Origin of the sequence: Bacillus sp. DU-106 (genome assembly GCF_004799705.1) — a bacterium.
Lineage (GTDB): Bacteria > Bacillota > Bacilli > Bacillales > Bacillaceae_G > Bacillus_A > Bacillus_A cereus.
Genome location: NZ_CP026607.1, coordinates 5,158,235 through 5,173,821 on the forward strand (window position 1 = coordinate 5,158,235; position 15,587 = coordinate 5,173,821).

The following is a 15,587-nucleotide window of genomic DNA, read 5'->3' on the forward strand; positions in this document are numbered from 1 at the left end:
GAGTTTTACTACTCGCAAAAAAAGGCGCTAATCTCAAATGAGATTAGCGCTTTTTTCTATTCCAAAACCAATTACTTATTATAATTCCCGTTAATCCGCCGCACGTATCAAGCAATGAATCTTGCCACATTGGTGTGCGGTCTCCCGTATACCATTGGTGAATTTCATCAAATGTTGCATAACCCGCAACGAAAAGAAGGGCATATATAAAACATCTTTTCCTCGAATGACCTGATCGATGAAAAGCGTAATAAATCAATGAACCTAGCATAAAGAACACCATAAAATGAGCACCTTTACGAAGGAAAAACTCAATAAATCCGCCTACACCTTTATTCGCAATACTAACAGGGGTTCCTCCACCATAATCAATAGATACCCATGAAAAATGCTCTTTCACAAATTCAACATTTACATATTGTTCAATATCTGAACGCATATCCTGCTTTTTATATGGTTGTGCCGAAGAATAGAAAATCAGCCCCATCCATAGTAATACAGGAATCCAAAATAACCATTTACGATTCATTATCCAGAATTCTCCTCTCTTAATCTTTTAAGGGTACCAAAAAAAAGAAAAAATTTCACGCCAAAACATGACATTCATGCCCTATTTATAAAGTGAAAGGAGGTGATACAGATGGCAATTGAAACAATCGTAATGGATTTAACTTTACGTCTTGTCTTAAACAACGGATTAGATAAGAACGGCAAAACAGTTTTCAAGAGCAAACAATTTAAACGTGTTAAAACAAATGCGAGCTTAGATCAAGTACACAACGTAGCTCATGCTCTAGCTTCCTTACAAGCATCACCACTTCACGCTGTACAACTTGTAAGCACATCAGATCTTTCTAAACTATAAAGTAAAACTCGGATCAGTGGGGATTTTATTCATCCCCGCTGAGTATTAGACCGCAATTTAACCGGCAGACCCAAATCCCATAAATAGCTTGATAAATACAAAGGAGGGAATAACACATGCAAGTACTAGAGTTGATTTTCGCAAAAGAAGATGGAAAAACAGTCGTTTTTTCTATCGATACGCCCATCACACCAATCGATGCACAAGTCGTAAATCAAGTAATGGATACAATCCTCGCCTCATCTGTATTTTCATCCATTGATGAAAATACACGAAAAAAGGGAGCTCGCCTTGTAGAAAAAAATGTATCTGAAGTTCCAATTACTCTATAAAATGAAAAAGACGAATCTGCATCATTTTGCAGATTCGTCTTTTTTCTTCGGCATTTCAATCGGAATAAAAATCTTTGAGAAACCGACGCATACGTACTTATAATGTTCTTCACCTATATCAAACTCAGTCGTATATGTTGAGAAGAATATATAATCATTTCGCTTCGTATAATGATCAATTAATAACCCAACTTGTGGCTCAACATACTTTTTCGCTAACTTTTTACCGGCCGATGCCAAGTCGCCAAGGAGACCCTCTTCATTCTCTTTTTGAACTTCATCTAGCTTCTTACTCACATCATTACGCTTCATAAACTGCTTCGCTGCCCATTCTGTATATTCGCCCTTACTCGGATTACTGTTTGCTAAATATACTAGGAGAACGACAACTAAAGCCATAATAATATACTTTTTCTTCATACTATATCACCGCCTACTCTTTTCTATTTTCATATATATGTACAAGCGATGCAAATTAGAAAGACTATCACCTATTGATTGTAAACGAATAGCCAAAATTTACAATACAAAACAAAATATTAACACCGAGTTTACTTATTCCGTATATAATTATATTCGAAATATTAATTTCATAAGGGAGGACTTAAAATCATGAATGATGAAAATAACATTATTATTTCTAGTTCTACTATGATGCTTGTTCCATACAATCACCCTTATTATCGTACAAAACTTATCGACAGTAGCGGAAATGATCTTCGTTCCTGCCAAACCGCATTACAACTCATCAAAAAATCTTGCTTAACCCATATTCACTCTACTTATCAAGGTAGACGTAATGCAGTCCAAACAAATTTTAGATTCAAACAAAACGTTCCAATTCCAATTAATCATCGGGAATACATTTGTACTTTTCCAACAGAATCTCCTTCATCTCCAAACTGTATATGGCTATTTTATAACCACATACACGATATAGACTTTTGCCAAAAGATTAAAAAGGCTAAAATACATTTTTCAAATGGCACTACAACAACAATATCTATCAGTCCCCATAAATTGCAGCAACAATTATTAAAAGCTGGATACATACTATCTCGTATGAACATGCAAGATTCACTACAATTTAAAAACCCCTTGTTACATTTACTACATTAAACTAACAAATAGAATGGAAAGCAACATCTCTTGCCTTCCATTCTTATATTAATATTTATCCTCTTACACTATCTCGCATTTTCTCAAGTGCTTGCCGATACATCCATCTTACTTGATAATATGTCATTTCCGTCTCTAAAGCGATTTCTCCCATCGTCTTCCCTACAAAAAAACGTTCAAAAATAATATACTTCTCCTTCTCATCTAACACGCTCATAAAATCCTTCACTCTTATTTCAACATCCTCAAAATGAAAGATATCCTCATACTCTCCTACACATACACATCTCTCCTGCACTGCGAACTCTTTCTTCAATCTCTCTAATATATAACCTCGCACCGTTACAACTGCATATGCAGGGAAATACCCCTTCTTTTCATCAAATCTTTCATACGCATGCCAAAGACCTATTAAACCACATTGATAATACTCTTCATAATCTTTACGAATACCTAATTTCTTTATTTGATTTACAATCATCCCTTCATACAAAACAACTGCCTCTTTAAAAGTCGCTGGCTTCACACAGTACCCGTTTCTAAAAGGTATACCTTTCTAGTATTCCGCGGTACCTTCACAATATAAAAATAAAGAAAAGATTTCACTGTGAGTAATTTCAAATACTACCGACGGAATTTGAAATTACACTATGTAGAATTTGAAATCCTGTTGGTGGTATTTGAAATAGGGGTAAAAATAAAAAAGGTGACTCCAAAGAGTCACCTTTTTAAAATAATATGTTATGCACCAAAGCCGCTTACTAAACCTCTTACAACGCCGAATGCAATTGTTAGGATAAAGAAGATTACAATTAAAATCGTAGCTTGTTTCTTACTTAAACCAGCTACAATGTGTAAGCCTAGTCCTGTTAGAATGAGGCTCCAAATATTAAAAATTTCAATTGAAGAGGCAATTCCATGTGCTACTGTCCCTTGTTCAAATAAAGGAGCTAAACTTGTATAAACATCAGTGCCATTTCCATCAAAAATAAAGCCTAATCCTGCATTTAACAATCCGCCGATATAATAAACAAGATTAGCATATAAGTAAATCGATAGTATTTTCATGTACGGTGTATCATTGCTCATAAACATCATAATAATTTTATAAAAACCTGCCGCAATAAAGAGACCTATAGGTGTTCCTAATAGCCCAACAAGTGCGCCTCCACCAAGGGTAAATCCTTTTACCATTGCCCCTGCTTCACCATTTAATTCTTTTGCCAATTCTGGAGTACTAATTAATGTTAAGTAAGACACTGCTGTTGCTATAATCGTTCCTAATATAACAAATAAGAAAAATACTCCCCAAACCGGACTTTTCGTCTTCATTCTCTCAAATTGCTCACCTGGAGAAGTAATCATTCCTAATAATGATGGCTTCTTCGCACCTACATCTTGCGTATTAATATTTGCTTCCATTATAACGCCTCCTTCTATTTATATAACCCGTTCTAACGGGCGGTTCACTTCCTCATATAGAGGCTACGAACCGCCCATTAGAACGGTAATGTGTAGTTCTACTACACTATTAATTACTCATAACGCAACGCTTCAATTGGATCTAATTTCGCAGCTTTGTTTGCTGGAATTAATCCAAAAATAATACCGAGTGTCATCGAGAACAGTACGCCTCCAACGACAACTTCCCATGAAACAAGTGGTGGCCATTTTGCAAATGTAGAAACGATATATGCTCCGCCATACCCAAGGCCAATTCCGATCAAACCACCTAGAAGTGTTAACATAACTGCTTCAATTAAAAACTGTAATAAAATTTTACTACGCGTTGCTCCAAGCGCTTTACGTATCCCAATTTCGCGCGTACGCTCCGTTACAGATACGAGCATGATATTCATAACACCAATACCACCAACGACTAATGAAATACCAGCGATACCACCGATAATCATCGTCATGATGCTAGTTACTTTAGAAACATTTTCTTGGAGTTCTTTTAAATTCACCAGTTCATATTTACCTGGGATTTCACTTGGCTTACGACTATTTAATACATCAACAGCTCGTTTCCCTGCTGCTTCTAAATTGTCTACATTTTTAGCTTGAATTGCGATATTTTGAATATCATCTGTCCCGTATAAAACAGGCCATAACGTAAGAGGAATTAACGCTTCTTCCATTTCAAATCCCATAAATTCATTATCTGATGTATACACACCAATAATTTGCATTGGCTGTCCCTTCATCTCAATAATTTGTCCAACTGGGTTTACGTCCTTAAATAACGTTTCCTCTGTTTTTGTGCTAATCATCACAACGTTATTCGCGTGAGAAATATCTGATTCATTTAAGGAGCGGCCCTTTACAACCTTTACTTTATTAACCGCAAAATATTCATTATCAAGTCCAATAACATTCAGCCTTGCTTTTTTATCATTTACATCAAGTGTCTCTGTTGTCGAATTTGTTGTAATAACGTGTGAAACATCTTTTACTTGTTTTACTTCCAAAATATCCTCTTCCGTTAACTTCGGTATTTCAAATCCACCTATAGCAAATTCATCATTAATATCTGCTTTAAATTGAATTGGCATAAGGTTATTACCACCAGAACCTGCGAATTTCGATTTCAACATCGCTTCCCCGCCTTGCCCAATTGCAACGACAGTAATAATCGAACCTACCCCGATAATAATACCGAGCATCGTAAGAGCTGAACGTAGTTTATGAGCTAAAATAGAAGATAAGGCAATTTTTATACTATCTAGTAAACTCATACCGCACACCTTCTATCTTCTGTAACTTTCCCGTCTCGCAGTACAATGCGGCGGGAAGAATACGCTGCCACTTCCTCTTCATGCGTAACCATAACAATTGTCGTACCTTCTGCATTAAGCTTCGTGAAAATATTCATAACTTGCTCACCAGACTTCGTATCAAGTGCACCAGTCGGTTCATCGGCCATAATGAACGTTGGATTATTCGCAATCGCTCTTGCAATCGCTACACGCTGCTTCTGTCCACCTGATAACTCATTTGGTAAATGATGCACGCGATCTGCCAATCCAACTTTACCTAACGCCTCCAAAGCACGCTTGCGACGCTCCGCTTTCTTCACGCCACCATATACGAGCGGAAGCTCAACATTTTCCACTGCGGAAAGACGAGGTAGTAAATTAAAATGCTGGAATACAAAGCCAATATATTCATTACGAATTAAAGCAAGCTTTGACTCGTCTGCTGTTAAGATATTCACGTCATTCAGCATATATTCGCCTTCTGTTGGACGATCTAAACAACCGATAATATTCATAAGCGTCGACTTACCAGAACCAGACGGCCCCATAATCGAAACGAACTCACCGCTCTGAATTGTTAAACTAATACCATGCAAAATCGGCACCGCCAATTTTCCTTGATAATACGTTTTAGCAATATTATTTAACGTAATCATTTCTCTTTCACTTCCATTCCGTCATACACATCGTCGGAAGGATTTTTAACCACCTTTTGCCCCACTGTTACGCCTTCTACAACCTCTGTCCAATCTCCATCAGTAGAACCTTTTTTCACATTTTGTTTACGAAGCTTCCCTTTATCCTCAACATAAACAAATGCATCATCGCCTTTTGCTACAATGCTTTTACTTGGGACAGCAATCATCTTCTTATTCTCTAAGTTTACTTGCAGAGAAACGTGATAACCTGGAGATAAACCATCTTGACTATCAAGGCTAGCTTTATATGTATATTGGGACATATTTTGAGTTGCTTCACCCATGCCGCCAGCTTGCGCCATCTCTGCACTTGTTGGGAACTCACTTACCTCTGTAATCTTACCTGTCCACTTCTTCTTATTATTTGCTTTCGCAGTTACAGTGAATGTTTGATCTTTTTGAATTTGTGACTTTTGAAGCTCAGTTAACGTACCTTGAACTTGGAATGGATCTTTAGAAGCTACTTGTAAAAACGCTTTTCCTTGACCACCTAACGCTTGAGATGAACTTTGTGCCGCATCTTTATCTAACTTTTGAACAACACCAGCAAAATTGCTATAAATCGTAAGTTCTTTCTGCTTCTTACTTAACTCTTCTTTCTGCAACTTTCCTTTTTCTTTCTCAAGGTCAATTGTTTTTTGTCCTATCTCTAACTCGTTTACTTGCTCGTCCATCGGATCTGTTACTTCTTTCCCAGCTCCGCTATCTTTCGCCTTCTTAATTTCTTTCTTCAACGAATCAATCTTCTTTTTCCCTTGATCATAACGCATATCCGCCATCTTCTGATCAAGCTCAGCTTGCTTCATTTGAAGGTTAATCTCTTCATTATCATAAGAGAATAACTTCGTGCCTTTCTCTACCTCTTGCCCTTCTTTTACCTCAATATCTTTCACTTTCCCTTTGGCCGGATCTGCATAGAAGCTTTCAATATTACCAGGCTTCACCTGACCAGAAATTAACTTCGTATTATTCAGCTTACGCTCTGTCACTTTCTCAAAACTTACAGCATCAGCATTTGTTGATGCACCCTTCTTCTTACCTTGCATAACAAAAATATTAATTGCCGCTACAATAACAATTAGTGCAATAACCCCAATAATAATCCATTTCTTCTTCTTGTTTGGAGTACGAACCGTATTTGGTAACATATTACCGCTCCTTTTTTATAACTTAATAGTTTAATATAAAAATTGTATAAAACTTTCTGAAAACAAAATACATATTATTACAATCTTTTTACAAAGTTTTACACATCCATTTATATTGTAACAAAAATTCCAATGATTAGAAATATGACATTATATCTTTTAAGATAGATTTAAGGAAAGGAAAAAGAGCAATTTTAATTGAATGAAAGCCATTCTTTATTAACAAACTTCTTGCCAAAATGAATCATTAAAATCATTTTCCTAATTGCACCATCGCTATTTTGTCATATATATTTGACATTTCATCTATTCAATTATAAAATGTCACATATAAATGACATTTTGGTGCATGAGATCTACAACTATTAATGGGAGGTTTATATTTGAATAACGTTAAACAATATCGAAAATCTGAAGGTCTATCACAGCTAGAATTAGCTAAAAAAGTTAACGTAGCGAGACAGACAATAAACTTAATTGAAAACAATAAATATAATCCCTCTTTAGCCTTATGTATCGAATTAGCAAAAGCACTAAAAACAGATTTAAACAGTCTATTTTGGGAGGGAGATTAAATGATGAAAATTGAATGGAAAGAAAGAGTCTATAATAGTTTTGTCGGAACAATGAGTGAGAGAGATGAATATCAAAAACAAGAAATCAATAAAGAGTTATCTGTAGCTGGAATTGGCTTGTGGTGGTTAAATATGTTGGTAATGCTTATTATGTTACTTGTTGATACTATGAACCACACAATATCTATAGGAACTATATTTATTTTTCTATCTAATATGATTTACGCTAACTATTTAGCCTTTAAATTCAAGAAAAAAGGTTTAAGTGATACTGAATGTGCAACAAAAGAAGAATATTTACAACACAAGAAAAAATTAAGAAAAGCTGGCTTAAAAGCAGGTGTGCTTTGGGGCTTTCAAATGTTTGTTTTTATGAATTATATCCTTCCCTATGTAGGCTCAGAAGAAATCTCTATTTCTTTATTTAAGGTTGTAATTTTCATCTGTGGCGGTGGATTTTTCGGTCTAACTATGTACGTGATTGGTTTATTAAATCTAAAAAAATTATATTAAGTAACAAAAACCTTTTACACATTAAACTCCAATTTTACATACTGTTTGTTTTTTCTAAATAAAAATATAAAAGCTATCCAATATAACAATTGGATAGCTTTTTCAAATAAAATATTATACTACTTTAGAAGATTTTCTCTCATGTCCCATTTGAACAATCAGTAAGAATATTGTTGATAAAATACCGCCTGCTAACAGTAACATGAAGCAACCATCCCAGCCAGAACGATCAACAATAATACCAATTGCTGCGTTAGCTACGAAACTACCTCCAACATAACCGAACAGACCACACATACCAACTGTTGTACCTACTGCAAACTTCGGTACTAATTCCATTGCACTTAAGCCGATTAAGAACTGTGGTACATAAATTAAACAGCCAATTACAGAAACTGCAATACTTACAACAAGTATACTAGTTGCTTGCCAATATACAATCGTACCAACAACAACTCCAGCCATACTCATAACACATAATGGCATACGTTTTCCTTTGAATAATTTATCACTTAAAAAACCGACAATTAAAGAACTTGGAATCGCTGCTGCTTCAAATATTGAATATGCTGCATGTGCTTCTGTTTTCGTAAAACCTTTAACTGTTGTTAAGTAAATCGGTACCCAGTTAATAACACCGAAACGAATTAAATAAACAAATGCATTTGCAATACATAAGAACCAAACAAATTTATTTTTCACTACATACTTCATTAAAATTTCTTTTGGAGACATCTTGTTAGCATTATCTGCTTTTTCAAGATTTTCATAGTCATTACGATACTCATCAATTGGCGGAAGACCTTCAGATTCTGGCGTATCTTTCGCATTAATCCAAACAAGAACTGCAATTACCATTGCGATAATCGCTGGGAAAATAAATACGCCACCTTGCCAATGACTTTCACCGAAGATACCTACACCAATTCCAATGAATGGTGGAACAAGTAATCCACCAACGTTATGTGAAATATTCCAAAGACCTGTTTTCGTCCCACGTTCTTTCTTTGAAAACCATTTCGTCATAACAATACTACAAGGTGGTGCTCCCATACCTTGTACAATACCGTTTAGAACAAGTAATGTTAAAATCATCCCAAAGGAAGATGCATAACCGAAACAAATATTAACAAGCCCAGATAAAAATAAACCTACTGCAATAAATCGTTGAGCAAATGCCTTATCCGATAAATTACCCATAAAGAATTTACTAAGTCCGTAAACAACAGCCATTACTGCACCTAATAATCCGATTTGTGTAGTGCTAAATCCGAACTCGTCTACTAAATACGTAGTAGATAAATTAAAGTTACTACGAACTAAATAATACGCAGCATATCCAACTGAAATCCCGATTAACACACGAATACGTAGTAATCGATATACACGATCGATCATATCCGCTGGCAATCTTTCAATTGCAGGTGCTGGCTTAAGCCATTTAAACATATATTTTCGTCTCCTTTTCTCACTTCAGAGAGAGACGCTGTCTATTCCATATCTCGATTATTCCGCTATTTGATATATTTTGGTTCGTCCTTCTAACCGGCTGTCCTTCTATTTCTTTCTCATTCTTCGCAAACATCGTTGGTACGCCAAACGACACCTTTTCTAAAATATGCCCCGCTTCTTCTGATAAACAATAATCAATAAATAAATCCGCAATAATACCACTCGGTGCACGTTTTAGTTTCGAAATCGCATTAACAGATAACCCTGTTTGCTCAGGTTCGTTACTTAAAATCGGAAAGCCTTGTTTTTGAAGCATTCTCTGATCTCCCATAAAGTTGATACCTATCATATATTCACCGCTCGCAACAAGTTCTGCTGGGATGTAACCATTCACTGTTACTTCTCCAACTTGTTCCGCCAGATTCTTCACATATTCCTTCGCTTCCTCTTCACCTAACGTATCAATAAGTGATTGGAAAAACGTATATGCTGTACCTGAAACATTTGGATCGGGCATGACAATCTTTCCTTTATATACTGGATTCAATAAATCTTTCCATCTTAACGGATACGAGAGACCGAGCGGCGCTATTTCCTCATTCCACCGCTCTTTATTAATCGCAATTGCCAGCTTCTCCACTTCATAACCGTACCAATAACCATCTTTATCTTTAACAGTTTTTGAAATACGATTTGCATGTTGGCTTATCACTGGAATAGAAAGATTTTTTTGCTTCATCATTTGATGCGCATCTACTGTACCGCCAATAATAATATCCGCCTTCGGATTTCCAGCTTCTTCTTCCACTCTACGAAGAAGTTCTTCTGTTGAAAGACGAATAAATTCATAGGTACATCCGCGCGGCTTACAAAATGATGAAAGTAACGCTTCACCAACTTCCTCACGAGCCGCTACATACGCAACAATATGACGATCATCCAAAATAGGGAGACCATTTTTACTATATTTAATAGAGGTTGTATCTCGAGAGCAACTAGACATCGCTCCTCCAATTACTAGCAAAAAGAAGAAAAAGGCTATCTTTCTCATGACACATTCTCCTTTACGAATAACTCTGCTAGAGAGCCTTTCATATACATGACATTTCCGTTATTATCACCGAGATATTGCACAACAAAGTACGATGGATACACAGAAATCGTAAGAATATCTTCACGATCATTCTTTACACGCTTACCTGTTTTATAAGCTGTAATATAAGCAATCGGTTCATTCTGCGATTGTAATAACTTCTGAATTTCTCCGTAATCTGTAATTTGCTTTGCGTATCGAATAGAATCAAGTATGTGCGTAAGATTGATAGTACGTACCACATCGCCTTGACGTACTACGACATCCTTTGCTGAAGCAAAGAAATCACTAATACGCTCTGGTGTGTAATACAGGCTTAATAAATACGTTTGAAGTGCTGAAATCATCGGATCCATGCCATTCTTTCCGTATACATTTTCCCCATACTGGAACAAGTCACCTACTGCAAAAGTACGCTTATGTCCATTCAAGTACGTTACTTCTCCAGTAAATACTTGTTCTTGGCTCTTAACGCCCTCAGGCTCTATTCGAATTCGGTCAAAGAATGAAACAATCGTATGCAAACGAACTTCATCCGTTACAACAATTTCTCCCCACTTTTCATGTCTTACTTTCACTTCAATTGGAAGAGATTCATTCACCCTTTGTAAAACGGCTTGTTTATCATTTACAATGTTAATTCGATTATAGATTTGCTTCTCCATAACATAAAACAAAACAAGAGAAACAATCATACAAATGACAAACATAAGAATTTGAAATGATAGCCTTTTCATTTCTGCCTACCTCCAAGATAAAAAAACGTTGTTTCGAAAATACCGCATAATTGTTTCATAAATGTATCATTTAACCGCTTTCAAGTTTTTTATGTCTTCCATCCTTCTCGGAAGCAAAAATGTAATGAATATTGTAGTACCTATTTCTTCTCTACTCTCAATCCGCATGCTTCCGCCCTGTTTATTCATAATCTCCTGACAAATATAAAAACCATAACCATTCCCGTAACTAGAAGGAAGTGCCTTTCCTTTCGGAGACTCATTCCACTCTGCAAGCACCACTTCATCTATACCGATCCCATCATCATGAACAAAAACCTTCGCCTCCTGCTCATTTACAATTACATTCATACGAATGTGCGAAGCATCACTATACTTAATTGCATTATCAAGCACATTTAAGAAAATTTGCTTCGTCTTATCAAAATCTGCAACAACATGTACATCCGTTAACTCATTTATCACTTCAATTTCAAACTGATTTAGACGAGGTTTCACAATTGAAACTGCTTCTTCTGCCAATTCCTTTATATTCACAACTGTAGGTGACACTTCAAACGTACTCGTCCCATATTTCGAAGACTTAAGCAGTTCCTCTACAAGTGATAATAAACGCTCACTTTCCACCGCCACATAACGAAGACTTTCCTGTACATCTTCTTTCGATTGTAACTTCGGAATTAAATCAACATAACCGATAATTGCCGTTAGCGGTGTTTTTAGCTCATGCGTAATGCGGTCTAGGAAATCTTTCTGCTTCTCTTTCTCCTCCTGCAATTGCTTAATATGCAGTTCAATTCCATCGGCCATCGCGTTAAAAGATGCGGAAAGCTGAGCGATTTCCACGTACTCATTTAACTCAATCTTACTCTTATAATCACCATTCGCGAGCCGCTGTGCCATTTGTCTCAACTGATCAATTGGTTTATGAAGAGACTTCGCCAAACGAATCGCAAAGAAAATACCGGTAGCTACTAGGCAAAGAGACGTCATTAAGAACGTCCAGCTCACATTTGTTAAAACTTCCTTCTCACCCGTTAACTCATTTATAAAACGAATACTTCCAATGACATCGTTTCCATAATAAACCGGGCTTGAAAACAAAAGAATAGGAGCGGGATCCGCCTCCTCAAAAACATAAGACTTCTTTCCCTTCAAGGAACTCTCAATGTCGATGTTACGGTGAAGCAATGCTCCTTTTTGTGTATCTGCAACAACATCGCCATTCTTCCCGATCATCTGTACACGGACATCCATACGCTTCGCTAAATACGACGCAATTAAAAGTGAGTTAGGACCAAGCGTATCCACTTCTGCTTCCTTCTCTAAATAATTCATCGTGTAAATTTGTGCTTCTACACTTAACTTTTCTAAAGAATCTGCTGCGTTATGATACATATTCTTTTCTAACGTAATATAAACAACTGCATATAAAAGAACAAAAATCGGAATTAACAGCCCAACTATTCCGAACACCATATTTCGCTTTAAAGACATACCATCACCACTTAACAATCCAGTTTATAGCCAACGCCATAAATTGTCTTAATATATTCTCCGCTCGTCCCAAGCTTCTTGCGAAGTCTCTGCACCATAATATCAACTGCTCTCGTATTTCCGATATACTCAAATCCCCATACTTTCTCAAGCAACTCATCCCTCATAAACACACGCTGCGGATTTGAAACAAATAACTGACATAAATTAAACTCTCGGTACGTTAACTGAATCTCTTGTCCACTCACATGTACCTTTCTTTCCTTAGGACAAATCACGATCTCTCCAGCCTCAATTACTTCATGACTTACAGCGGCCTCCGTCTTCTTTACACGCCGCGCCATATTCTTAACCCGAAGAATAAGCTCCGCATAATTAAACGGCTTCGTCACATAATCATCCGCACCAAGCTGCAAGCCAAGCAACTTATCATTCATCTGACTCTTTGCCGTTAACATAAGCACCGGAATATCCCTATCCCTCTCACGGAACAAACGAAGCAACTCATACCCATCCGTATCCGGAAGCATAACATCCAAAATCAATACATCCGGCCCTTCATTCCATCTCTCTAAAGCTTCTCTCCCATCAGCCGCTGCCAATACTTCATAACCTTCCATCTCCAACTGCATCCGAATCAAATTACGAATACTCGATTCATCATCAACCACAAGTATTTTCATCATTCTCCTCCTTCCACCACGTATTATAGTACAGTTTAGTATAGCAAAAATCCTATAAAAAAAGAGAGGGTATTGTCGAACATATTTTGTCGACGATACCCTCTCTTTCACTTATTATATTTATTTAGCATATCCATTCGGTTGCTTTTGATGCCAATTCCAAGCATGTTCAATGATTGTCTTAACATTTACATACTTAGGATCCCATCCTAGCTTCTCTTTCGCTTTCTTAGAAGAAGCAACTAAACGTGCTGGATCGCCCGCACGGCGCGGTGCTACCTCAGCAGGAATTTCATGATTTGTAACTTCGCGAACTGCATCAACGATTTCTTTTACACTGAAACCATTACCATTTCCTAAGTTATAGAAATCACTCTCTCCGCCGTTCTGCAAGTCTTTAAGCCCTAAGAAATGAGCCGCTACTAAATCTTCAACATGAATATAATCACGGATACAAGTACCGTCTGGCGTATTATAATCATCACCAAACATCATAATCTTCTCACGTTGACCTAAAGCCACTTGCAGCACAAGAGGAATTAAATGTGTCTCTGGGCGATGATCTTCTCCAATAATACCACTTGGAGTTGCACCAGCCACATTAAAGTATCTAAAAATCTTATAACGTAAATTTGAAGCTTGGCTATACCAATGAAGCATCTTCTCGATTGCTAACTTCGTCTCTCCATACGTATTCGTTGGATTTGTCATCGTTTCCTCAGTAATAAGATCCACATCTACCTCACCATATGTTGCTGCAGTAGAAGAGAAAATAAACTTATCTACCTTAAACTCATCCATCACTTCTAACAAGCAAAGGGCACCATACACATTATTATTATAATATTGAAGGGGCTTCTCCATACTAACTCCAACTAAAGAATCAGCTGCAAAGTGCATAACCGCCTCAATATTTTCTTGTTTAAAAACATCCCTTAAAAAGGATTTATCACGAAGGTCGCCATTATAAAACTTCGCGCCTTCCATAATTGCATCTTCATGACCAGTTTGTAAGTTATCTACTACTACTACAGATAAACCTTCGTCTACTAATTTTTTCACAGCGTGAGAACCGATGTAGCCAGCTCCGCCACAGATTAAAATTGAATTCATTGTTTTCCTCCTACTATTTTCAGATATCTTAATTATAAAAGGAAAAGGTATACGGGAACTCGTACACCTTTTATCTCTCCTTTATTACTTAGCTACAAAATAATCAGTTACATGTTTCGCCCAAACATCATGTCCTTTTGCACTTGGGAAACCGAATTCTTCTTGTAGGTATGGTAAAATTGCTTTCGTTGAAGCATCCGGCCATGCTCCCCAATGATCAATATATGTATAATTATTTTGCGTCGCAAATTGTTTTAATGCTTCAATCGATTTCGGATAATTTTTCGCACCATAAACTGGATTTGATGGTTGAATCATAATCGTAGCACCTTTTGCACTAGTAGAAAGTGCTTGAACGAACTTCTGTGTATTCACAACAGAGTTCCCATTACCAGTTTTACCGTTATCAGTAATAAATGGTGGCTCAAATAAGATCACATCTGGATTATCTTTTGCAATCTCTTTATCACGTTTATTCGTAATTAACTCTTCTGTGCTTTCACCCTTATATTCCTTTACAGTCACATTCCATAAACCTTTACCATAAGCAGTTTCTAAATTAGCCGTTAGCTTAGCTGCCCAAGCACCTTTTTCAGATGAAGAAGCTTCATCACCAACAATAACAAGATTTACTGCCTTTTTATCCTCAGCAGCTTTCTTTAACTTCTCTTTCACTGCATCTGGCAAGTTCTTCGCGTATGCCTCATTAAAAGATGACTTTGCATCTTGTTTTTTCTCCTCTTTTTTCTCTTCTTTCTTTGCTCCGCTATCTTTTACTTCAGCTTTTGTTTTCGTTACTTCACTCGTTTGTCCTGTTGCATTTGCAATCTTCTTACTCCAGTACAATTTACCGCTCACAATCGAAGCTACAAACAATACAAAAATAACAAGGACAAGTACTGCTTTCTTATTCATCGATTCACCTCATCTATTAATCTCACAATATATAATACTAATATAAATCCATGCAAAAATAAACCCAACTCCTTCCAAAGGAGTTGGG

Annotated in this window: 19 protein-coding genes; 5 read left to right on the forward strand and 14 right to left on the reverse strand. The window is 36.6% G+C overall.

Annotation, left to right across the window (positions count from 1 at the left end):
- Positions 1-43: 43 nt before the first annotated feature.
- Positions 44-529 carry a VanZ family protein gene (locus C3Y97_RS26420; RefSeq protein WP_001080707.1) on the reverse strand — a complete coding sequence of 162 codons (486 nt, stop codon included), beginning with the start codon at positions 527-529 and terminating at the stop codon, positions 44-46.
- Between the two features lie 111 nt (positions 530-640).
- Between C3Y97_RS26420 and C3Y97_RS26425 the strand changes: the two genes are divergently transcribed.
- Positions 641-865 carry a DUF1659 domain-containing protein gene (locus C3Y97_RS26425; RefSeq protein ID WP_000963861.1) on the forward strand — a complete coding sequence of 75 codons (225 nt, stop codon included), beginning with the start codon at positions 641-643 and terminating at the stop codon, positions 863-865.
- Positions 866-981: 116 nt separating this feature from the next.
- Entirely contained in the window at positions 982-1,197 is a 216-nt protein-coding gene (locus tag C3Y97_RS26430; protein ID WP_001197593.1) for a DUF2922 domain-containing protein, read from the forward strand.
- A 21-nt stretch (positions 1,198-1,218) separates the two neighbouring features.
- Here C3Y97_RS26430 and C3Y97_RS26435 read toward each other — a convergent pair whose 3' ends face one another.
- Complete coding sequence (locus tag C3Y97_RS26435; protein WP_000731405.1) at positions 1,219-1,617, reverse strand: DUF4359 domain-containing protein; 399 nt, start codon at positions 1,615-1,617, stop codon at positions 1,219-1,221.
- A 192-nt stretch (positions 1,618-1,809) separates the two neighbouring features.
- On the opposite strand from C3Y97_RS26435, the gene C3Y97_RS26440 reads away from it, so the two are divergent.
- Positions 1,810-2,316, forward strand: coding sequence for a competence protein ComK (locus C3Y97_RS26440; RefSeq protein ID WP_000997459.1), 507 nt, complete (start codon positions 1,810-1,812; stop codon positions 2,314-2,316).
- 55 nt (positions 2,317-2,371) lie between these two features.
- Here C3Y97_RS26440 and C3Y97_RS26445 read toward each other — a convergent pair whose 3' ends face one another.
- The 5 genes from C3Y97_RS26445 to C3Y97_RS26465 all read right to left on the reverse strand — a co-directional run bounded on the left by C3Y97_RS26445 (position 2,372) and on the right by C3Y97_RS26465 (position 6,921).
- A complete protein-coding gene (locus tag C3Y97_RS26445; protein ID WP_033693510.1) occupies positions 2,372-2,842 on the reverse strand; it encodes a sigma-70 family RNA polymerase sigma factor in 471 nt (156 codons plus the stop codon).
- A gap of 215 nt (positions 2,843-3,057) precedes the next feature.
- Entirely contained in the window at positions 3,058-3,738 is a 681-nt protein-coding gene (yknW, locus tag C3Y97_RS26450; RefSeq protein ID WP_000387927.1) for a YknW family membrane protein, read from the reverse strand.
- A 113-nt stretch (positions 3,739-3,851) separates the two neighbouring features.
- A complete protein-coding gene (locus C3Y97_RS26455) occupies positions 3,852-5,054 on the reverse strand; it encodes an ABC transporter permease (protein ID WP_000054354.1) in 1,203 nt (400 codons plus the stop codon).
- Positions 5,051-5,731, reverse strand: coding sequence for an ABC transporter ATP-binding protein (locus C3Y97_RS26460; RefSeq protein WP_000631626.1), 681 nt, complete (start codon positions 5,729-5,731; stop codon positions 5,051-5,053). The genes C3Y97_RS26455 and C3Y97_RS26460 overlap by 4 nt, the downstream gene beginning before the upstream one ends.
- A complete protein-coding gene (locus C3Y97_RS26465) occupies positions 5,728-6,921 on the reverse strand; it encodes an efflux RND transporter periplasmic adaptor subunit (protein WP_000937316.1) in 1,194 nt (397 codons plus the stop codon). Before C3Y97_RS26465 ends, C3Y97_RS26460 begins: the two co-directional genes overlap by 4 nt.
- Before the next feature lie 383 nt (positions 6,922-7,304).
- Here C3Y97_RS26465 and C3Y97_RS26470 point away from each other — a divergent pair, with 383 nt between their 5' ends.
- Entirely contained in the window at positions 7,305-7,496 is a 192-nt protein-coding gene (locus C3Y97_RS26470) for a helix-turn-helix transcriptional regulator (protein ID WP_001067016.1), read from the forward strand.
- On the forward strand, positions 7,497-8,009 hold the full coding sequence (locus tag C3Y97_RS26475; protein WP_078420881.1) for a DUF3278 domain-containing protein: 513 nt from the start codon (positions 7,497-7,499) through the stop codon (positions 8,007-8,009). It abuts the gene before it with no gap.
- Positions 8,010-8,123: 114 nt separating this feature from the next.
- Here the strand turns inward: C3Y97_RS26475 and pgtP are convergent, their stop codons facing one another.
- From pgtP to C3Y97_RS26510, 7 genes are all read right to left on the reverse strand, one after another.
- Positions 8,124-9,458 carry an MFS transporter gene (gene pgtP, locus C3Y97_RS26480; RefSeq protein WP_025709692.1) on the reverse strand — a complete coding sequence of 445 codons (1,335 nt, stop codon included), beginning with the start codon at positions 9,456-9,458 and terminating at the stop codon, positions 8,124-8,126.
- A gap of 19 nt (positions 9,459-9,477) precedes the next feature.
- Positions 9,478-10,512 (reverse strand): ABC transporter substrate-binding protein, encoded by a 1,035-nt coding sequence (locus C3Y97_RS26485; RefSeq protein WP_001225641.1) that lies wholly within the window; start codon positions 10,510-10,512, stop codon positions 9,478-9,480.
- A complete protein-coding gene (locus C3Y97_RS26490; RefSeq protein WP_098771026.1) occupies positions 10,509-11,291 on the reverse strand; it encodes a DUF3919 family protein in 783 nt (260 codons plus the stop codon). The genes C3Y97_RS26485 and C3Y97_RS26490 overlap by 4 nt, the downstream gene beginning before the upstream one ends.
- A 66-nt stretch (positions 11,292-11,357) precedes the next feature.
- Positions 11,358-12,788, reverse strand: coding sequence for a sensor histidine kinase (locus tag C3Y97_RS26495; RefSeq protein WP_136363703.1), 1,431 nt, complete (start codon positions 12,786-12,788; stop codon positions 11,358-11,360).
- An 11-nt stretch (positions 12,789-12,799) separates the two neighbouring features.
- Entirely contained in the window at positions 12,800-13,471 is a 672-nt protein-coding gene (locus C3Y97_RS26500) for a response regulator transcription factor (protein WP_000699553.1), read from the reverse strand.
- A gap of 120 nt (positions 13,472-13,591) precedes the next feature.
- Entirely contained in the window at positions 13,592-14,584 is a 993-nt protein-coding gene (gene galE, locus C3Y97_RS26505; protein WP_061457897.1) for a UDP-glucose 4-epimerase GalE, read from the reverse strand.
- 84 nt (positions 14,585-14,668) lie between these two features.
- Positions 14,669-15,499 (reverse strand): SGNH/GDSL hydrolase family protein, encoded by an 831-nt coding sequence (locus C3Y97_RS26510; protein WP_136363704.1) that lies wholly within the window; start codon positions 15,497-15,499, stop codon positions 14,669-14,671.
- Between the last annotated feature and the right edge of the window lie 88 nt (positions 15,500-15,587).